This window comes from Nocardia salmonicida NBRC 13393 (assembly GCF_001613085.1).
Taxonomy (GTDB): Bacteria; Actinomycetota; Actinomycetes; order Mycobacteriales; family Mycobacteriaceae; genus Nocardia; species Nocardia salmonicida.
On record NZ_BDBR01000017.1, the window covers coordinates 35,435 to 54,313 of the forward strand.

21 protein-coding genes are annotated in these 18,879 nt (G+C 65.3%); 16 read left to right on the top strand and 5 right to left on the bottom strand.

Annotated features, from left to right (window positions below; translation table 11 throughout):
* Positions 1 to 40: 40 nt before the first annotated feature.
* The 7 genes from NS1_RS19080 (at position 41) to NS1_RS19110 (ending at position 4,914) form a co-directional block, all read left to right on the top strand.
* The gene (locus NS1_RS19080; RefSeq protein WP_255284598.1) at positions 41 to 880 is read left to right on the top strand and encodes a helix-turn-helix domain-containing GNAT family N-acetyltransferase; all 840 of its coding nucleotides are present in this window, start codon (positions 41 to 43) and stop codon (positions 878 to 880) included.
* Between the two features lie 73 nt (positions 881 to 953).
* Positions 954 to 1,331: an ArsR/SmtB family transcription factor gene (locus NS1_RS19085; RefSeq protein ID WP_062986530.1), complete on the top strand. Its 378-nt coding sequence runs from the start codon at positions 954 to 956 to the stop codon at positions 1,329 to 1,331.
* The gene (gene arsB / locus NS1_RS19090) at positions 1,328 to 2,431 is read left to right on the top strand and encodes an ACR3 family arsenite efflux transporter (RefSeq protein WP_062986532.1); all 1,104 of its coding nucleotides are present in this window, start codon (positions 1,328 to 1,330) and stop codon (positions 2,429 to 2,431) included. The genes NS1_RS19085 and arsB overlap by 4 nt, the downstream gene beginning before the upstream one ends.
* On the top strand, positions 2,428 to 2,844 hold the full coding sequence (locus NS1_RS19095; RefSeq protein WP_084503833.1) for an arsenate-mycothiol transferase ArsC: 417 nt from the start codon (positions 2,428 to 2,430) through the stop codon (positions 2,842 to 2,844). Before arsB ends, NS1_RS19095 begins: the two co-directional genes overlap by 4 nt.
* A gap of 14 nt (positions 2,845 to 2,858) precedes the next feature.
* Positions 2,859 to 3,527: an arsenate reductase ArsC gene (locus tag NS1_RS19100; protein ID WP_062986536.1), complete on the top strand. Its 669-nt coding sequence runs from the start codon at positions 2,859 to 2,861 to the stop codon at positions 3,525 to 3,527.
* Between the two features lie 14 nt (positions 3,528 to 3,541).
* On the top strand, positions 3,542 to 3,952 hold the full coding sequence (locus tag NS1_RS19105; RefSeq protein WP_062986538.1) for an arsenate reductase ArsC: 411 nt from the start codon (positions 3,542 to 3,544) through the stop codon (positions 3,950 to 3,952).
* A 410-nt stretch (positions 3,953 to 4,362) separates the two neighbouring features.
* Positions 4,363 to 4,914, top strand: a complete 552-nt coding sequence (locus tag NS1_RS19110; RefSeq protein WP_084503834.1) for a VldE C-terminal domain-containing protein — start codon at positions 4,363 to 4,365, stop codon at positions 4,912 to 4,914.
* Here the strand turns inward: NS1_RS19110 and NS1_RS19115 are convergent.
* The 4 genes from NS1_RS19115 to NS1_RS19130 all read right to left on the bottom strand — a co-directional run bounded on the left by NS1_RS19115 (position 4,904) and on the right by NS1_RS19130 (position 10,210).
* A complete protein-coding gene (locus NS1_RS19115; protein WP_062986786.1) occupies positions 4,904 to 6,169 on the bottom strand; it encodes an MFS transporter in 1,266 nt (421 codons plus the stop codon). The genes NS1_RS19110 and NS1_RS19115 overlap by 11 nt on opposite strands.
* On the bottom strand, positions 6,166 to 7,308 hold the full coding sequence (locus tag NS1_RS19120; RefSeq protein ID WP_062986540.1) for a PLP-dependent cysteine synthase family protein: 1,143 nt from the start codon (positions 7,306 to 7,308) through the stop codon (positions 6,166 to 6,168). Before NS1_RS19120 ends, NS1_RS19115 begins: the two co-directional genes overlap by 4 nt.
* 87 nt (positions 7,309 to 7,395) lie before the next feature.
* Positions 7,396 to 7,869 (bottom strand): hypothetical protein, encoded by a 474-nt coding sequence (locus NS1_RS42700; RefSeq protein WP_507762135.1) that lies wholly within the window; start codon positions 7,867 to 7,869, stop codon positions 7,396 to 7,398.
* A gap of 73 nt (positions 7,870 to 7,942) precedes the next feature.
* On the bottom strand, positions 7,943 to 10,210 hold the full coding sequence (locus NS1_RS19130; protein ID WP_062986790.1) for a SulP family inorganic anion transporter: 2,268 nt from the start codon (positions 10,208 to 10,210) through the stop codon (positions 7,943 to 7,945).
* A gap of 409 nt (positions 10,211 to 10,619) precedes the next feature.
* Here NS1_RS19130 and NS1_RS19135 point away from each other — a divergent pair, with 409 nt between their 5' ends.
* The 6 genes from NS1_RS19135 (at position 10,620) to NS1_RS19160 (ending at position 15,061) form a co-directional block, all read left to right on the top strand.
* Complete coding sequence (locus NS1_RS19135) at positions 10,620 to 10,982, top strand: BlaI/MecI/CopY family transcriptional regulator (protein WP_062986543.1); 363 nt, start codon at positions 10,620 to 10,622, stop codon at positions 10,980 to 10,982.
* The gene (locus NS1_RS19140) at positions 10,979 to 11,920 is read left to right on the top strand and encodes a M56 family metallopeptidase (RefSeq protein WP_062986545.1); all 942 of its coding nucleotides are present in this window, start codon (positions 10,979 to 10,981) and stop codon (positions 11,918 to 11,920) included. The genes NS1_RS19135 and NS1_RS19140 overlap by 4 nt, the downstream gene beginning before the upstream one ends.
* A gap of 142 nt (positions 11,921 to 12,062) precedes the next feature.
* Positions 12,063 to 12,587, top strand: coding sequence for a copper resistance CopC family protein (locus NS1_RS19145; protein WP_062986547.1), 525 nt, complete (start codon positions 12,063 to 12,065; stop codon positions 12,585 to 12,587).
* A gap of 28 nt (positions 12,588 to 12,615) precedes the next feature.
* Positions 12,616 to 13,614: a cytochrome c oxidase assembly protein gene (locus NS1_RS19150; RefSeq protein ID WP_373864349.1), complete on the top strand. Its 999-nt coding sequence runs from the start codon at positions 12,616 to 12,618 to the stop codon at positions 13,612 to 13,614.
* Positions 13,611 to 14,369, top strand: a complete 759-nt coding sequence (locus NS1_RS19155) for a thioredoxin-like domain-containing protein (protein WP_062986551.1) — start codon at positions 13,611 to 13,613, stop codon at positions 14,367 to 14,369. Before NS1_RS19150 ends, NS1_RS19155 begins: the two co-directional genes overlap by 4 nt.
* Positions 14,366 to 15,061 carry a DUF305 domain-containing protein gene (locus NS1_RS19160; RefSeq protein WP_062986553.1) on the top strand — a complete coding sequence of 232 codons (696 nt, stop codon included), beginning with the start codon at positions 14,366 to 14,368 and terminating at the stop codon, positions 15,059 to 15,061. Before NS1_RS19155 ends, NS1_RS19160 begins: the two co-directional genes overlap by 4 nt.
* Before the next feature lie 19 nt (positions 15,062 to 15,080).
* Here NS1_RS19160 and NS1_RS19165 read toward each other — a convergent pair whose 3' ends face one another.
* A complete protein-coding gene (locus tag NS1_RS19165; protein ID WP_062986554.1) occupies positions 15,081 to 16,004 on the bottom strand; it encodes a cation diffusion facilitator family transporter in 924 nt (307 codons plus the stop codon).
* Between the two features lie 137 nt (positions 16,005 to 16,141).
* On the opposite strand from NS1_RS19165, the gene NS1_RS19170 reads away from it, so the two are divergent.
* From NS1_RS19170 to NS1_RS19180, 3 genes are read left to right on the top strand one after another with little or no spacing between them, the layout of a single operon-like run.
* Positions 16,142 to 17,182 carry a multicopper oxidase domain-containing protein gene (locus NS1_RS19170; RefSeq protein WP_062986556.1) on the top strand — a complete coding sequence of 347 codons (1,041 nt, stop codon included), beginning with the start codon at positions 16,142 to 16,144 and terminating at the stop codon, positions 17,180 to 17,182.
* On the top strand, positions 17,182 to 18,366 hold the full coding sequence (locus NS1_RS19175; RefSeq protein WP_062986563.1) for a ZIP family metal transporter: 1,185 nt from the start codon (positions 17,182 to 17,184) through the stop codon (positions 18,364 to 18,366). The genes NS1_RS19170 and NS1_RS19175 overlap by 1 nt, the downstream gene beginning before the upstream one ends.
* Positions 18,363 to 18,764 carry a Rieske (2Fe-2S) protein gene (locus NS1_RS19180; RefSeq protein WP_062986565.1) on the top strand — a complete coding sequence of 134 codons (402 nt, stop codon included), beginning with the start codon at positions 18,363 to 18,365 and terminating at the stop codon, positions 18,762 to 18,764. The genes NS1_RS19175 and NS1_RS19180 overlap by 4 nt, the downstream gene beginning before the upstream one ends.
* Positions 18,765 to 18,879: the final 115 nt, after the last annotated feature.

Consider the following 18,879-nt stretch of genomic DNA (forward strand, 5'->3'; position numbering starts at 1 on the left):
GATGAATGCAACCATCGATCTGCGCCGATATACTGGCGGCATGCCCATCGCCCTGCCCCAAGCCCAGGTCCTGCCTACCGGCGAGGCCACCACCTACGCCGAATGGTTCGCCTGCCTGGCCGAACCGGTACGAGTGCGATTGCTCCATGCCGTAGCGACGACCCCGAAAGGCATCACGGTCGGCGCGCTGACCGAGATCTTGGGCACCAGCCAGTCCACGACCTCCCACCACGTCCGCAAGCTCGCCGACGTGGGTTTCGTGCGCCTGCACAAGGAGGGCACCGCCACCATCGTCACCGTCAACGAAGCCTGCTGCGCCGGGCTCCCGCACGCCGCCGATGCCGTGATGGGCCTACTCGCACCGCGCCCGTGCTGCCCCGCCGACCTTCCCGTCGACGTCACCGTCCGCGCCCTGGAACCCGGCGATTGGGCCGACGTGCGGCGCATTTACGGCGAGGGCATCGCCACCGGGATCGCGACTTTCGAGACCGAGGTCCCGACTCGTGCGCATCTGGACAAGCACTGGCTGCCCGGGCACCGTTGGGTCGCCGAGCTCGACGGACAGGTCGTGGGCTGGACCGCCGCGAGCGCGGTGTCGAGCCGTGAATGCTACGCCGGGGTGGCTGAGACCTCGGTCTATGTCGCGGACTCCCATCGCGGTCGCGGCGTCGGCAAAGCCCTGCTGCACAAGCAGGTCCTGGCCGCCGATGACGACGGCTTGTGGACATTGCAGACCTCGATCTTCACCGACAACCGCGCCTCACTCGCCCTGCATCACAGCGCCGGGTACCGCACCGTCGGGGTGCGCGAACGTATCGCCCAACGCGACGGCGTGTGGCGCGACACCGTTCTGCTCGAACGCCGCTCGCCGGTTCGGTAACCCCGGGGCGGCCGGGTGGTGTTCACCGGTTGTTCGTTTGCCTCGCTGTATCGATATCGGTCAATATAGGCGTATGTCGAAGTCGAAGTTGGTGGTGACGCCCGTGCAGGCGTGCTCCGCCGCGCCCCTGGTGCGCGAGCCCCTGACCGAACCCCACGCCACCGAACTCGCGAGCGTGTTCAAAGCACTCTCCGATCCCGTCCGGTTGCGCCTGCTGAGCGCCATCGCCTCCCGCGAGAGTCAAGAAGCGTGCGTGTGTGACCTGTCGGTCGGGATCGAGCTGACCCAGCCCACGATCTCGCACCACCTCAAAGTGCTGCGCGAAGCCGGGCTGCTCGACAGCGAACGCCGCGCCTCCTGGGTCTACTACCGAGTGGTCCCCGCAGCCCTGCAACGACTCTCCGAAGTCCTGCTCGTCGAGAGCGGCACAACCCAGGGAATCAACGCATGAACGCGACCACCACCGACCACCCCGCCGTCGTCGGCAAACTGTCCACCCTCGACCGATTCCTGCCGGTCTGGATCGGCATCGCGATGGCCGCCGGACTACTACTCGGACGCATGATCCCCGGCCTCGGCGACACCTTGTCGGCCGTGGAGATCGACGGCATCTCCCTGCCGATCGCGATCGGGCTGCTGATCATGATGTATCCGGTGCTGGCCAAGGTGCGCTACGACCGCCTCGACTCCGTCACCGGCGACCGCAAACTCCTGATCAGCTCCCTGGTCCTGAACTGGATCCTCGGCCCGGCCCTGATGTTCGCCCTGGCCTGGCTGTTCCTGCCCGACCTCCCGGAGTACCGGACCGGGCTGATCATCGTCGGCCTCGCGCGCTGCATCGCCATGGTCATCATCTGGAACGACCTCGCCTGCGGTGACCGCGAAGCCGCCGCTGTCCTCGTCGCCTTGAACTCGATCTTCCAGGTCTTCATGTTCGCTGTTCTGGGCTGGTTCTATCTCGCGGTCCTGCCCGGCTGGCTGGGCCTGGAACAAACCACCATCGACGTCTCCCCCTGGCAGATCGCGAAATCGGTGCTGATCTTCCTCGGCATCCCTCTGCTGGCAGGGTTCTTGACCCGCCGCCTCGGCGAACGCGCCAAGGGCCGCGAATGGTACGAATCGAAGTTCCTGCCCAAGATCGGCCCGTGGGCGCTCTACGGTCTGCTGTTCACCATCGTGATCCTGTTCGCTCTGCAAGGCGACCAGATCACCTCCCACCCGGTCGACGTCGTCCGCATCGCGATCCCGCTGCTGGCCTACTTCGCGATCATGTGGGGCGGCGGCTACGCCATGGGCGCGGCCCTGGGCCTGGGCTATGAACGCACCACCACCCTCGCCTTCACCGCTGCGGGCAACAACTTCGAACTAGCTATCGCCGTCGCGATCGCCACCTACGGGGTCACCTCCGGCCAAGCGCTCGCCGGGGTCGTCGGCCCGCTGATCGAGGTCCCCGTCCTGGTCGGGTTGGTCTATGTCTCCCTGGCGCTACGCAAGCGATTCCGACCCACGACCGCTGCAGACGCCTCCACCGGAGTGGTGGCACCGCGGTGAGCACAACACCGTCCGTGCTGTTCGTGTGCGTCAAGAACGGTGGTAAGTCCCAGATGGCCGCAGGTTTGATGCGCGCCGCCGCCGATGATCGGGTCGAGATCCATTCCGCTGGAACCAAACCCGGCACCTCGGTCAACGCCCTGTCAGCGCAATCGTTGCTCGAAGTCGGCGTCGATATCCGCGCCGAGATCCCGAAACCGATCGATCCGGCCCTGCTCCGCACGGTCGACCTGGTCGTCACGCTCGGCAGTGAAGCCCACGTCGAACCAGTCGAGGGCGTGCGAATCATCAACTGGGACACCGACGAACCCTCCGAACGCGGCATCGACGGCATCGAACGCATGCGCCTGGTCCGCGACGACATCGCCGCCCGCGTCGAAACACTGCTCACCGAACTCACCACACCCGCCTAGCAACGGACACCCTCATGAGCGACAGCCCTCTCGCCCCCTTCCACACCCACCACGACCTGACCATCGACCAGCAACTCGCCCTCAAAACCGCCGCCACCCACCTGCAACGCGAGTTCGACGGCACCTTCGGCATCGAAACGATCGAACGGTTCCTGCACTCGTCCTACGACCAGTTCGCCGGACGCGCGACCGTGATCAACTACCTGCCCCTGCTGGCCGAACGCTTCGCCCGCCAACGCCTGCACGCCCTGGCCCGCGTCGAAGGCAAAGCCCACACCGGCACCCCGACCGTGCTGTTCCTGTGCACCCACAACGCCGGACGTTCACAGATGGCGCTCGGGTACTTCACCCACCTCGCCGGAGACCGCGCCGTGGCCTGGTCCGGCGGCAGCGAACCCGGCGACGAGATCAACCCCGCCGCGATCGCGGCGATGGCCGAAGTCGGCATCGACATCACGACCGAATTCCCCAAGCCCTGGACCGAGGAGATCATCCAGGCCGCCGACGTGGTCATCACCATGGGCTGCGGCGACGCCTGCCCCCTCTACCCCGGCCGCCGCTACGAGGAATGGAACCTCGACGACCCCGCCGAACTCGACCTCACCGCGATCCGCCCCATCCGCGACGAGATCGAAACCCGCGTCCGCCACCTGCTCGCCGAACTCGACCTCCCAGCCACCTGAAAGGGATTGCCCACATGAGCACCAAGCCCAGCGTGTTATTCGTCTGCGTCCACAACGCCGGACGCTCCCAGATGGCCGCCGGATTCCTCTCTCACCTCGCCGGTGAGGCCATCGAGGTCCGATCTGCGGGCAGCGCGCCCGCTGAGACCATCAACCCCTCCGCCGTCGAGGCGATGGCCGAACTCGGCATCGACATCTCCGATCAGACGCCGAAGATCCTGACCTACGACGCCGTGGAAACCTCCGACGTCGTGATCACCATGGGCTGCGGTGACACCTGCCCGTCGTTCCCTGGTGTCAGCTACCGCGATTGGGTCCTGGAAGACCCCGCAGGCAAGGGTGTGGACTCGGTCCGGCCGATCCGCGACGAGATCAAGACCCGCGTCGAAGCCCTCATCGCGGAATTGGTGTCGGCCCGAGCCTGACACGCAACATCAGGCAGGATCTGCCGCCGCAGCCTCGCACCGACGTCCATCGAGGTGCGAGACTCGGGGGATCCTCGACGTCTGCAGCCAAGCAATCCAGCGCATGATCGAATGTATGTGCGAATCGGTTCGGCCCTATATGGGCGCCGGGCAGTGGACGGAACCCGCTCCCCTCTTCTGCCTGCCTGGGCACCGCTGGGGCTGGGTAGATCACTCGATGCTTGCATAACGAAGTGCGGCCTCCACACTTGCCGCCTCGCGTGACAATCTCGCGACCATTTCGTAATATTGCGCGAGTTCCATTTCGACGCTAGCTGGTGATTGAAACGTCCGGTCAACATCGCACTCCTGCGGCGCCCACAGGCCGCGCCTCCCTGGTTGTCTGCAGCCTCGCCGCGACCGTACCCGCGATGATCTGGATGGCGTTGCGGCCGAGTGGGTCTGAGGTGCAGCAGGTCAGCGCGATTGCGCCGCAAGCGCCGACGGCGATCGAGCTCGATACGCTGCCTATTTTGGCGCATGACGCGCCGGAGCCGGGACCGGGGTTGCCCCCGGTCGCCGCAGACGACGAAGAGGCGAAACTGTCTGCCCTCAAGGCGAAATCCCCGTGCGGAACGGTGTGGAAGGGCACTCGGCCGCATGTCGCGCAGGTCAGTAACATGGTGCAGCAGATGTTCGGGATTTCCGACATCGGTGGCGCGCAGGGGCGCTACGACGGTGATCACGGTGCTGGTCTCGCGCTCGACATCATGACGCCGAATCCGGCCCAGGGCGATGCGATCGCTGCTTTTGTTCTGGCCAACAAGGCGCGGTTCGGCGTCAACTACGTGATCTGGCAGCAGCGTTACAACGATGGCGGCGGGTGGTCGTACATGGAGGATCGTGGTAGCCCGACCCAGAATCACTACGACCATGTGCATGTTTCGTTCGCCTCGTCCGGGGCAGCGAATCTTATGTGCTGATCAGGGGTTTGGTGTGTGATTCGGCTCTACCGAGTGCTCCGGATCTGTTGAGCAGGCCGAGTGCTGTCGTGGTGATCGCGCCTATCACGATCAGTCCTGTCCACGCCAGCGCGTCGAGCCCGGCACGATGGGCAGCGCCCAGCAACGCACCGGTCCCGAGGTTGCCCAGCAGGATTCCGATTCCCACGATGGTGTTGTAAAACCCGTAGTGTGTTGCCACTAGACGTCCGCCTGACAGTGAGACGATCGTATCCATCTCGAACGGGAAGACCGCGGCGCTGGCTACCGCCAGGATTGCCGCCGATACCAGCAACGCGATGATCGCCGCAGCGGGACCGAACCGGCCTGGGTCCGGTACCAGCAGCAACGGCAAGAAGGCGGCGGCGAGTGCGCCCACGCCGACCACCAGCCCGAGTCTGCTGCCGAAACGGGCCTCGAACCACCGCGTGATCCGAAGTTGGCCCGCGACAGCGACTGTCGCGTTGACGACAAACAATGCGGCCACCAACGGTGCGGCGGCACCATCGCTGATGTACTCGGCGTGCAATGGCAATGCCAGATACACCTGAAAAGACAGGACGTAGGAGCCGGTCATCGCTACCGCGAACCACATAAAGGCGCGGTTCGATGTGATGCTCGCCCAATCCTTCCAGACCGATACTCGGTCTATGACGGGTTTTCCACGACCAGAGGGTAGGGCTGCCAGTTGTCCGATGGTCAGCACAGCGAAGACACCGGCGGCCGCTGCGGCGGTCACGCGGAAATCCAATGCCAGCAAGGCGATTCCGACCAGTGGGCCCGCCAGAATTCCGGCTTGGTAGAACACGTTGAACATCGCGAAGGCCGGAACCCGGCGTTCACCGGCCTCGGCAGCTAGATAGGCACGCACCGCCGGATTGAACAGAGCGCCCGCGAATCCGGTTGCGGCGGAGGCGATCAGCAGTGCGGGCAGTGTTTCGACGACGGCCAGTAGCCCGAAGCCCGCTGTTCGCAGCAGGCAGCCCGCGACGATGAGTGGTTTGTAGCCGAGGCGGTCGGCGAGGGTTCCGCCGATCAGGAACATTCCCTGTTGGGAGAAGTTTCGTACGCCGAGCACCAGCCCGACTGTCCAGGCGGCGAGGCCGAGCGATGCGGAGAGATAGCCGGCCAAGTAGGGCATCAACATGTAGAAGCCGAGGTTGATCGCGAACTGATTGATCATCAGCATGCGGGTGACTTTGTTGTAGCTGCCGAAGCTGCGGACGATTTCGATCATCGCGCGCTCCACGAGAAATGCTGCGGTGCAGTCTGTTCCAGCTCGCGAGGGTCTATGACGTCGGTGCAGCGCGTCCATTCCTGAACCACGTGATCGGCGGGATGTGCGATGGTGGCGGGCTCGATCGGAGGGTTGTGGTGAAGCAGCCCGTGTTGGTAGCAGTACTCGTCGTTGAACACGGTGTCGTAGTAGCGGTGCGGGCCATCGGGGAACACGGCCGCGATTCGGGTATCAGCCGAGTATTGCCCCGCTGCCCAACCCGCGACCAGGGCGACCGCACCTACGCTCCAGCCGCCGGTGGCATGGTGGGTGCTTGCCAGGGCGCGAGCCGCCCAGACGGCTTCGGCGGGCGCGACCCAGTGCACTTCGTCGAAGGCGTCGTAGTCGATGTTGCTGGGATAGATGCTCGAGCCGAGCCCGCGCATGAGCCGGGTCGCCGCGGGTTGTCCGAATATGGTCGAGGAAATGGTATCGACGCCGATCAACTGCAAGTGCGGGTGGAATCGGCGCAGCACTCGGGCGATGCCGGCGGAATGCCCGCCGGTGCCCACCGAGCAGACGAGGACATCCACGCGGCCCAGTTGCGCGACCAATTCGAGAGCCAAGCAGTCATAGGCGTCGACGTTGTCGGGATTGTTGTACTGGTCGGGGCACCAGGCTGTCGGGTCTGCGGCGAGCAGTTCGGAGACCCGGTCACAGCGCGCCCGCTGCCAGCCGCCGTCGGGGTGTGGCTCGGTGACGAGTTCGATGTTGGTGCCGTAGGCGGCGAGCAAGCTGCGCATCAGAGGTTCCATACCCGGATCGGTGACCAGGGTGACCGGATGGTTGAAGAACGTGCCTGCCAGCGCCAATCCCAATCCAAGCGTGCCGCTGGTGGATTCGATGATCCGTGCCCCCGGCTGGAGCTCGCCGCGGGAGCGGGCGCGCTCGACCATGTGCAGACCGGGTCGATCTTTCATACCGCCGGGGTTCGCCCCTTCGAGTTTTGCCCAGAACCCGCGGCCGCGCGGGGCCAGCGGAGCCCCGACCCACAAAACCGGGGTGTTGCCGACCAAGGCGTCCGGCCGCAGGCACCGTGCACCGGTAGTGAGCAGATTGGCGGGGGTGATGCGCAGATCGTCGAGCAAAGCGTCGTCCATGAAGGTTTCCGTTCTGTTCGCCAAGCGTGTCGACCAGGCCACGACCACCGGCCGACACCGCGAAGGTGTCGGCCTGGCGCTTGCCTGTCAGCGACGGCAAATACAGTTCCGGAGGAGGAGATCGGCTCCGCTGTCAGCCCGAACGGCGCTCGAATGCGGTGGTCCACGTAGCCGGGACATCGGCGCAGGGTCTGTGCCGAACAGCAGGTCTGTGGCCGCGGGTGGCGGATGCCCGGTTTCGTCGGTGCGGGTCAGGACCGCGTCTATGCGGACACCGCCGTGCGGGCAACGGGTCGCACCGTCGAGATCGGTGTGGCTGCAACCTGATTCGGCGATCGCACTGCTGGGGTCTGCGAACGCCGCAGCGTGGTGATGCGGGGTGAAAGCGGTGTTGCGAGCTTCGAGGAGTCTGCAGTCTGCGATTCCGAGGGCCAGGACGAGACCCGCGAGGAACAGCACCGCGCTGCACCACACGCTCGGGACGCGCACCCTGTGCCACACGGCAACCGATCGTACGCCGTGGTGATCTTGAAGAGGCCAGACGCGTTGTCGCGGCGGCATGCCGTGCCCATTCCCTCGGAGCCGGGCTCAGGCGTCCCGGTGGACGCCTGAGCCCGGCCGTTGCGATGCTCGGTCAGACGTGCACAGTGTCCGGTGTGAGCTCGTCGTGGTGTTCGACTGTTTCGGTTCCGACGTGCCACACGGTGGCCGTAGCGATGTCGAAGAACAATCCCGCGATATGCACCTGCCCGGTGTCGGCTGCGGCGGCCACGACCGGATGCCGACGCGCGGTGTCGACTTGGATCGCGACGTTGACCATGCTCAGCTGGTCACGTGCCTCGAATCCGGCCGCAGCGGCTGCGGCGGCGACCGGGTGTCCGGTGAGGTAGGCGTGCAGGCTGGGCTCGGCGTGGTCGAGCCACTCGCGGATGCTCGGTGACACCGCGGCGTCGCCGAGCAGAGCACCCATCGCACCGCAACCGGAGTGACCGCAGATGATGATCGAGGAGACGGCGAGCTCCTCCACCCCGAAGGCCAGTGCCGCTTCGACGGAGGTGTCGGCGAGATCGGCGGGTATCAGGTTGCCGACGTTGCGGACGGTGAACAGGTCGCCAGGTCCACTGTGGGTGATGACATTGGGTACCACCCGCGAATCCGCGCACGTCAGGAACAGTGACGTAGGGGCTTGGCTGTCGCGCAGTTCGTTGAGGTGGGTGCGGACCACGGGCGCGTGGCGGCGGTGATAGCGCGAGATTCCGGCGAGCATGGGTCGAAGAGGGCCGACGGACAGCAACGCTTTCGGGTCGGTGTCGGTGTTCTGCCACGCTTTCCACGGCTCCAGGCCTCGAGCCTGCGCAGACGATGCGCGCTGGGGCGGGCCCTGTGTGGTGGCCGAGAGTGTGTCGGAACCGAGTTCATCGATGAGGACGGTGCCGCCGCCTTCCCGGTGGCGGCGTTCCCATTCGTGCAGTACCTCGGTTGCCGCGTGGTCGATGAAGTCGACGGTCAGTTCGACCGTCACATCGGCGCCTTCGGGCACGGAGTCCAGTGCGCTCGAGAGCTTGGGCAGCGACAGGAAACTGCAGGTTCCCTCGATGACAACTCGCCAGTGCCGAGAATCCGCGTCACCCACATGCTCGGCGTGAATGTCTGCGCGCCCGGCACGCCAGACGACGAGGGCGATCGCGACGACAAGGCCGATCAGGACGCCTTCGAGGAGGTTGAGGAACATCACTCCGGCCACGGTGATCAGATAGACCCACAGGTCGCCGGTGCGGTGTGCGAGGCGGATGTGGGCAAGCTTGACCAGCTGGATCCCGATCACGATCAACAGTCCGGCGAGCGCGGCCTTGGGAATCTGCTGCACGACACCGGCCAGCAGAACCGAGAACAGCAGAATCCAGACACCGTGCAGGATGGTCGATGCCTTGGTTTTCGCTCCCGCCGCGACGTTGGTCGCACTGCGCACGATGACACCGGTTACGGGAAGCCCGCCCAACATGCCGGAGGCGATGTTCGCGGTGCCCTGGCCGACGAGTTCGCGGTTGAGATCAGTCCGCGCACCGGAGTGCATCTTGTCCACCGCCACCGCTGAGAGCAGGCTCTCCACGCTCGCGATCAACGCCACGGTCAACACGCCGGTCGCTACCGCCAACCACTTGCCATCGGGCAACGCAGGCAAGGCGATCGCGTCGAACAACGACCCGTTCATCACGATCCGTTCGACGCCCAGCGGCGCCACCAACGACACGACGGTCGCGGCAACGACGGCGACCAGCGCACCGGGGACACGACCCAATGCGCCAGGCATCTTCTTCCACGCCAGCAACGTCACGATGACGATGAGCCCGATCGCCAGATCACCCCAGTGAAGACGCGTCAGCTGTGCGGGCAGCTGACTGAGGTTCTGCCACACCGAACTTCGCGATGTTCCACCAAGTAGAACATGCACCTGCTGCAGCGCGATCGTGATGCCGATTCCGGCGAGCATGGCGTGCACGACCACGGGGGAAATCGCCAACGCCGCACGCGCAATTCGACTGAGCCCGAACAGAATCTGCAGGACACCGGCGGCGACAGTGATCGCGCACGTGACCTGCCACCCGAACTCGGCGACCAACTCTGCGACGACAACAGTCAGTCCCGCGGCCGGACCGCTGGCGAGCATCGGCGAGCCGCCGACCGCACCTGCGACGATGCCGCCGATAACCGCGGCGATCAGGCCGGCCATGATCGGTGCGTCGGAGGCAATCGCGATGCCCAGAGACAACGGCAGCGCCACCAGGAACACCACCACCGATGCGGGCAGATCATGGCGCAGCACGCCACGAAGCCGATCGCCGAGTAGGGGCGGTGATCCTTGCAGGTCGCCTGCGCGCTCGGGCGGCTCGGCCTGGGACATGGTTGTTTCCTCCACCGGTGTCGGAGTGCGGGGGCCGTCGACGGTCTGCGTCAACGGTCGAAGATCAGGGCGGATCGATGCAGTACCGACCGCTCCCTCGAGGCCCGACGGGCGATGGTTCCCTGCCGGGGGAAGTCATTGTGCCCGTCGGGCGTGCCTGAACCTGATGAGGGGACGTACGGCACGACCGGAACCATAGGGCTTCGGCAGCGTCGAGAACCGTTGCCCACGTCACAATCCAGCTATCTCTAAGTCAATTATCAGAATCAACTATGTTGCATAGTATTTAGCTAGGCGTATATCTGGGATCGGTCCCAGCGGGCGGTGTGGATCGCTCGTCGACGATCAGCGATAGTTGATCGGTGGCGTCTGCACCCGCACAAGCGAACGGTATGAAGGAGGGCAGGCGATGAACGGATTGGGCACCTTGGAAGCCCGCGTGATGGACGTACTATGGGGTACCTCCGAGGCGCTCACGGTGCGCGACATCCTGGAACGCCTTCCCGATCCCTACGCCTACACGACCATATTGACGGTCCTGACTCACCTCCACGACAAGGAGTGGGTAGTGCGAGTGATGCACCGCCGGGCGTACCTCTACCGGCCCACGCGATCACGGGCCGAAGCGACCGCCGAGGTCGTGCGCGGCATTATCGACTCCAGCAACGACCCCGAGTCCGTGCTACTCCACCTGGCATCGATCGTGACCGAGGCCGAATCCGAGGCGTTCCACCGCGGGCGCACCCGCCCGAAGAAGCGCTCGAAGAAATGATCGTCGCTGTGGGTGCGGCGTGGGCTGCGGCACTGTTGTGCGTTGCAGCGCCGGGCATGCTGCAACGCATCACACCAACGATGACGCCTCGCGCCGCGGTCGCGTCCTGGCTGATCTGCCTGTGTTCGGTCGTTGCGCTCGCGGGCACAGCGGTAACTGCAGCGGTCTGGCCTGGACACGCGCCCGGAGTGGGCGTTGCCGAAGCCGCAACACTGTGTCTGACCCGGATCGTCCACTCGGTGCCCGGCTGGTTGACCGATCCGCTGACCGACTTGGTCCTGGTAGCCGTCGTCGGCCTCGGTACCCGGGTGGCGGCCAGCGCACGGCGGCATGCTCGGGCCGGGGCCCGCGTGCGCGCCTACCACCGCGACGTGGTCAGCGTTGTTGCTCGTCGCGGCAGCGAGGATGTGCCGGTGATGTGGCTCGACCATCCCAAGCCGATGGCGTACAGCGTCGACGGTCGCCCCGGGATCATCGTTGCCACCGAAGGACTGGCCAGCAAGCTCAGCGATGGCGAGCGGCGCGCAGTGCTGGCACACGAATACGCCCATCTGCAAGGTGGGCACCATCGCCTGATCAGAGGCTGCGAAGTCCTGGCTGCGGCACTGCCTTGGATCCCCCTCTTCGCGAGTGCGCCGAAAGCGGTCGCCGCCTTGGCCGAGTTCGCCGCCGACGACTCCGCCGCAGCAGCCACCAGTCCCGCGACGATCCGGTCAGCCCTGTGCGTGGTCGCTGCCTCGACCGGCAGTGAGCCTTCCGCCACGTTGTCGCTGGGCGGACAGGTTCTTCGGCAACGTTTGCACCGGCTGGAAACCTCGAACCCGTCTCTGCGGCCGTCGCGGTGGATGGCATTGGGCCTGTCCCCGATCCTTGCCGCGGCCGCCGCACCGGCCGGAGTGCTCGCCTGTGCCGCGATTGCCTGCCTGGTCATGTCCTGACCTCGACTGGACGCCCGATATCAACTATGTAGCATAGTTGACGGCGCCGGGTCATCGTCAGCGCCGCGCGGCGACGAATGCCTCCGCGGAACGCGCACCATTCGGGAGGCCGGGAATGATTCGACGAAGTGTTGTCGTCGCGATGCTGACAGCGTTGGGGTTGGCGCTGATGGCAAGTCCCGCACAGGCGCACAGCAAGCTCGACATCTCGGTTCCCGCTGCGGGGGCAACCGTCAACACCCCCCTGACCTTGATCGAGTTGACGTTCAATCAGCAGATCGGGACCGAATTCGCCACCGTCGGCCTGACCGATTCCAGTGGCACCAGCTGGGCCGCCCAGGTGTCCAAGGTCGAAGGTAAGACAGTGCGCGTCGCCGTGAGTCCGACGATGCCGCCACAGCAGTACACCGTGGCCTACCGGGTTGTCTCCGATGACGGACACCCCATCACCGGCTCCTACGAATTCACCTACACCGCCGTGTCTACCGCGCCGACCGACGCCAAGCAAAATGCGCCATCGGCTCCATCGCCCGCTGCAGTTGGTGAACCTCCAGCTACCTCTTCATCGTCGGGTGGGTTGCCTTGGCCACTGATCGGCGTGCTGGCCGCGCTCGTCATCGGTGGTGCCATTGTGACGCTGCGCGCAGGCAAACGATCCAAGAGCTGATGCCGACACCGAGAGCCTCGTCGCCATGATCAACTCGGATCTGCTCGCAACCTCGATCCACGTGCCGGACGCGCCGCCTTCGATCGGCTCGATGCTCGCGTGGTATCCCCAGCCGATTCCCTTGCTTCCCGCGTTGGCCTGCGCGGCGGCGGTGATCTATCTGATCGGTCTCGCGCGGCTACGCCGGTTGGGACGCACCTGGCCGTGGTGGCGTACCGCCTGCTTTCTCGGCGGCTGTTTGCTACTTGCCGCGACGACCGGTTTGGGAATCGAAGGCTACGGATACAAGCTTTTCAGCGTCTGGATGTTTCAGCATCTGACCCTGTCGATGACGATCCCGCCGCTGTTGGTATGGGGTAGCCCGGGGTTGATGCTGCTACGGGCGACGCCACACCATGGCCTCGGCCGCGTCGTCCTCGCCGTGGCGGTCAGCGGGTTACGCAGCCGCACAGCGCGATTGCTGCTCCATCCCGGTTTCACTATTCCCCTGTTCTTGTTCAGCTATTACGGGATCTATCTGACACCGGTATTCGACACTGTCGGGTCCACCGTTCTCGGCCACCAAGGGCTCGAACTGTTCTTCCTGCTCAGTGGTCTGCTGTTCATCGTGCCGATCCTGTCGGTCGGACCACTGCCCATCCGTCAGACCAACCTCGGGCGGTTCTTCGACCTGTTCGTGGAGATGCCGCTGCACGTGTTCTTCGGCGTAATTCTGATGATGGCCACCACTCCGTTGGTCGAACTGTTCGCCGCTCCGCCGCCGGGCTGGGGTATCGACGCGATGCGGGACCAATATCTGGCCGGAGCGCTGGCGTGGTCCTACGGCGAGCCGGTCGCCCTCGTCGTGGTCATCGTCTTCGCGATCCGCTGGCGTCGTGACGAACAGCGCGAGAACACTGTCGCCGATCACCGCGCCGACCGAGTCGGCGATGCCGAACTCGCGGCCTACAACGCCTTCCTGAAAGACCTCCACTCGCCCGGCGACACCACCCGTGCCGGTTCGACAGCACGAAGGAACCCCGCATGAACAACAAAGCCAGCCGCACACCGAAGAGGCCCGCCGTCGGCAACGTCGGCCGCAGGCAACCGCCGTGGGCACTGATCGGGGCCGCAGTCGCGATTATTGTGCTGATTGCTGGGCTCGCATGGCATTTCGTGCCTAAGTATCGAGAGTTCACTGAAGCCAAGCGCTACGTTCCCGGCAGTAGTCAACCCGACCCTTCCGACCTCATCGACGGGGTGACCAAACAGGAATACCCGGCAGGCAGTCACGTGCGGGCAACCCAGCGGGTCGCCTATGACCAGGCCCCGCCGTTCGGCGGCCCCCACGACCAAAGCTGGGCGACCTGCACAGGCGAGGTCTACACCAGCCCGATCCGCAGCGAGAACGCCGTCCATTCGCTCGAACACGGCGCCATCTGGATCACCTACAACGCCGATCGCCTCGACGCCGAGGACATCGCCACCTTGCGTGCCGAAGTCGACGGCAAGCCCTACATGTTCATGTCGCCCTACCCGAATCTGGATTCTCCTGTGGCACTGCAGTCTTGGGGCCACCAGCTCGAGCTCGACAGCGCCGATGATCCCCGCATCCGACGATTCGTCACCGCCTTGCGGCAGAATCCCAACACCCACCCCGAGCCGGGTGCCAGTTGCGCCACCTCGGGAGGGGGTTTCGATCCCGACGCGCCGCCGCCGTTCGACCCCTCCCCGCCGGGACCCGACGCCGTACCGCTCGCTCCGGCGGGCGGACCCGCCGATCCTTCCGGAGCCCCCCGATGACACCTGTAGCGCCCAACACCTCATCCGCCACGCCGGAAAGGCCCCGATCCACCGAGATGGTGGTCGCGATCGTGGCCGTCACGCTGATCGTCGGTCTGCTCGCTGGACTCTGGCTACGAGGAGTAGTCACTTCCGATACTCCGCAACCGGCGCTCGGTGTGGTTGATGTGGGGTTCGCCCAGGACATGTCGACTCACCACAATCAAGCCGTCGAGATGTCGGCGACAGCATTGGAACACGCCGTCGACCCCGCGGTACGGACATTGGCGTTCGATGTGCTGACCAGCCAGCAGAGCCAGCTGGGGATGATGCGCGGCTGGCTCATGCTGTGGGATCGACCGATGTCGGCCGAGCAACCGATGCAGTGGATGAGCCGCGCCGACTCGCACGCCGCGGGGTCGGACCATCCGATGCCGGAGCAGAAGTCGATGCAGATGCCTGGCATGGCCACGACCGAAGAACTCGCGCAACTGCGCCGAGCGCGCGGTACCGCTTTCGACACCCTGTACCTGCAATTATTGATGCGCCACCACGAAGGCGGCCTGGCGATGGCCCGCGCGGCTCGCGAAACCGCTACGGTCCCGGCGGTGGCGACCCTGGCCAAACAGATCGACGGCGCCCAGACTGCCGAATCGCGGGCCCTTCGAGACATGCTCGCGCAACGTGGCGCGCGCCCGCTGCCGATGAATTGAGCGCACGAACCGCTCCGACCTACCAGGACATCTTCCTGCAGTCCTCGGCTATGCCGACCGGTTCGATCTGAAGGGTGGCGTGATGAAGCTCGAACGAGTTGGCCAGCAGGTGCTGGGCCGCGCTCAGCACGGCGTCGGGGTCGGCGTCATCGTCGATCGCCAGATGCGCCGACGCGACTTCCATACCGGGAGTAAGGGTCCAGACGTGCAGGTCGTGCACTTCGCGCACGCCGTCGATGCCGTGCAGTGCAGCGCTGACCTCGGCGACGTCCAGGCCGGTCGGCGCGTGTTGGAACAGGATTCGCAGCGCCTGCTTGCCGAGGTTGTAGGCGCGCGGCAAGACGAACAGGCCGATCAGTACGCCGATTACCGGGTCGGCGTAGCGCCAGCCGAAGATCATCGTGACCAGGCCGCTGATCAGCACGCCGATCGATCCGAGCATGTCGGCCATGACCTCCAGGTACGCGCCGCGCACGTTGAGGCTGTCTTTCGCGCCGCTGCGCAGTACCAACAGGGCTGCCACGTTCATTGCGAGACCCACGATCGCCACGATCACGACCGGCAGACCCGGCACCTCCGGCGGCTCCGACAGGCGGCCCGCAGCTTCATAGAGCACCCACATCGCCACGCCGAACAGCAGGACCGCGTTGAACAACGCGGCAAGGACCTCGGCGCGGTACATCCCGAACGACCGGTCGCTTCGGCGCACTGTCCGGCGGGCGACCAAGATCGCCACCAAGGCCATGGCGACACCGAACACGTCGGTGAACACGTGCGCGGAATCCGACAACAGGGCCAGCGACGAGGTCGACAGACCCACTACCAGTTGGATGACGAAGGTAATCAGGCCCAGCCCGATTGCTATCGCCAGCCGCCATACGTACTTGCTGGAGGCGCTGGTCGCCTCCGTCGCCGAGACCCCGTGGTCGTGGCTGTGCCCCATGATCAACCCTTCCTCCGAACCCGCCTCAATTCATATTAACATGCGCATGCAGCAATGTTTCCAACGGATGCGGTGTCAGTACCGCTAAACTTCGGCCTATTGAATCAATTTTTTCGGTGTGCCAAACTGTGCAGGTTATGAGTGAACCGAACCGCCGATTCCTGTTGGGTAGCGCGCTGGCAGGGACCGCCGGACTGGCGCTCGCTGGGCGCGCAGTGCTCGACGCGTCACCGGCAAAAGCACAGGCACACCCCACTGCCGGACACAGCGGTGCCCATGGCGGAGGCACCAGCGGTCCGACCTTCCGGATCGGCCAGGTCGTCGATCACGAGGCCAACGGCTTCAATCCGACCCAGGTACTGCGCGACTTCGACTACGGCAAAACCACGCGGCTGCCTGACGGGCGGACCCTGCGTGAGTGGGAGGTGTACGCCAGCGACGAAGACATCGAGGTCGCACCGGGTGTCACCTTCCCGGCGTGGACGCTCAACGCCCGCATCCCCGGCCCGACCCTGCGCTGTAAGGAAGGTGAGCTGCTGCGGGTGCACTTCCGCAACGGCTCCGAACATCCGCACACCTTGCACTTCCACGGGATCCACCCGGCCGAGATGGACGGCATCGCCGGGCTGGGCGCCGGGATCATCGAGCCGGGACAGTCCACGACCTACGAGTTCGACGCGACGCCGTTCGGATTGCACCTGTTCCACTGCCACGTCGGTCCGTTGGCCGAGCACATCGCCCGCGGCATGTACGGCACGTTCATCGTCGACCCACCCCAGGCGCGCCCGCCCGCGGACGAGATGGTGATGGTCATGCACGGGTACAACACCACCTTCGACGGCGAGGGCAACCAGCTCTACGCGGTCAATGGGATCCCGTTCCACTACATGCACGAACCGGTGCGGGTGAAGCGCAACGAACTCGTCCGGATCTACCTGGTCAACGTGCTCGAGTACGACCCGATCAACAGCTTCCACGTGCACGGCAACTTCTTCGACTACTACCCCACCGGCACCCGGCTGCAGTCCTCGGAATTCACCGACACGATCGTGCAGGGGCAAGGCCAACGTGGGATCTGCGAGATGCGTTTTCCGCATCCGGGCAAGTACATGTTCCACGCCCACAAAACCGAGTTCGCCGAACTGGGCTGGATGGGGTTCTTCGAGGTGAGTGACTGATGAGTACTCCCGACACCCGCAAACCTGCCTGGGCCCTCGGGCTCGGCACCGGCGTGCTGCTGATCCTCGCCTTGGCCGGCCTCGCCTTCGTCGGTGGACGGAGCCTGCCCGAACGAACCGGCCCCCCGATCGAGGAGATCGGCGTCGAACGCGTTGTATTGCAACCTGGTTCGATCGAGCTCGGCATCCGCAACACCGGCGCGGATCCGATCAGTATCGGGCAGATCTTCGTCAACGACGCCTACGTCGATTTCACCGGGCCGGTCAAGGAGATCGGGCGACTGAGGTCGGCGCAGTTCCGCTTGGACTATCCCTGGCAGGACGGTCAGCCCTATAAGATCTCGATGCTGACCTCCACCGGGCTGGTGATCGAGCACGACATCGCCGCCGCGGTGCAGACCCCGCAGGCGGGTGCGTCGTTCTTCGGGTTGATGGCCTTGCTCGGCACCTATGTGGGCATCATTCCTGTCGTGCTCGGGATGTTGTTCCTGCCGTTCCTGCGCACGGTCGGTGGAGCAACCGTGCGGGTACTGCTCGCTTTCACCGTTGGGCTGTTGGCATTTCTCGCTTGGGAGGGCACCAGCGAAGGCTTCGAGCTGGCAGGCGCCTCCGGAAGCCCGTTCGGCGGTGCGGAACTCGTCGTGCTCGGTGCGGCACTGGCCTTTTTGACGCTGACCGCGATCGATCACTGGCTGCGAACCCGCAGGCAGCAAGCCGCCGCGAGTGGACATGCCAGCGGCTTGCGGTTGGCGCTGATGATCTCGATCGGTATCGGGTTGCACAACCTCGGCGAAGGGCTCGCCATCGGATCCGCTTACGCAGTGGGCGAACTCGCGCTCGGCGCCTTTCTGGTCATCGGCTTCACCATCCAGAACACCACCGAAGGCTTGGCTGTCGTCGCACCGCTGACCGAGCGGCGGCCACCGCTGCTCAGGCTGCTCGGACTGGGGTTGATCGCCGGAGCTCCCGCCATTGTGGGCGCGGTCATCGGTGCGGGAGCCAACAACCCCGAGCTGTCGGCATTGCTGCTCGGTATCGGTGTCGGCGCCATTGTCCAGGTCATCGTGCAGATCGCGCCGAGCTTGCGCGAACCAGGTACCACCTCGGTCACCGCCCGAACCCTCGCCGGAATCGGAGTGGGCATGCTGACGATGTACGCGGCCGGGCTGCTGGTGGCCGGATGAGCACCGAACCCACCACAGCGATCACCCGCCGAACCGCCATCGCCGGATGCTGCACCGTCTGCGCGATCGTCGCCACCGGGTGCGCCACCGGACGAGCCGACCAGGAACGACAACCGGCCAGAATTCCGGCCAGCCGCGTCGAAATCGGCGGCGCCACAGCATTTCCCGAACATCGGATCGTGGTCACCCAGCCCAGCACCGGGGTGTACAGAGCCTTTTCGGCGATCTGCCCCCACCAGGGGTGCAGCGTCACCGACATCGCCGGTGACGTCATGAAGTGCCCGTGCCACGGAAGCACCTTCAAACTCGCCGACGGATCCGTGGCCAAGGGCCCGGCACGGGAACCGCTGGCCGAGCTCACCGTGACCGTTCAAGGCGACACGCTGACGGTGCAGTGACCTCCTCGCCTCCGAATATTGCGAGCTTGATGACGGTCCCCAATACGGTCGCAAATTGGTCACGGCCAGGTACAGTTTGTGTCACGTCGTAGCAGGCAGTTGACGTTTACCACCC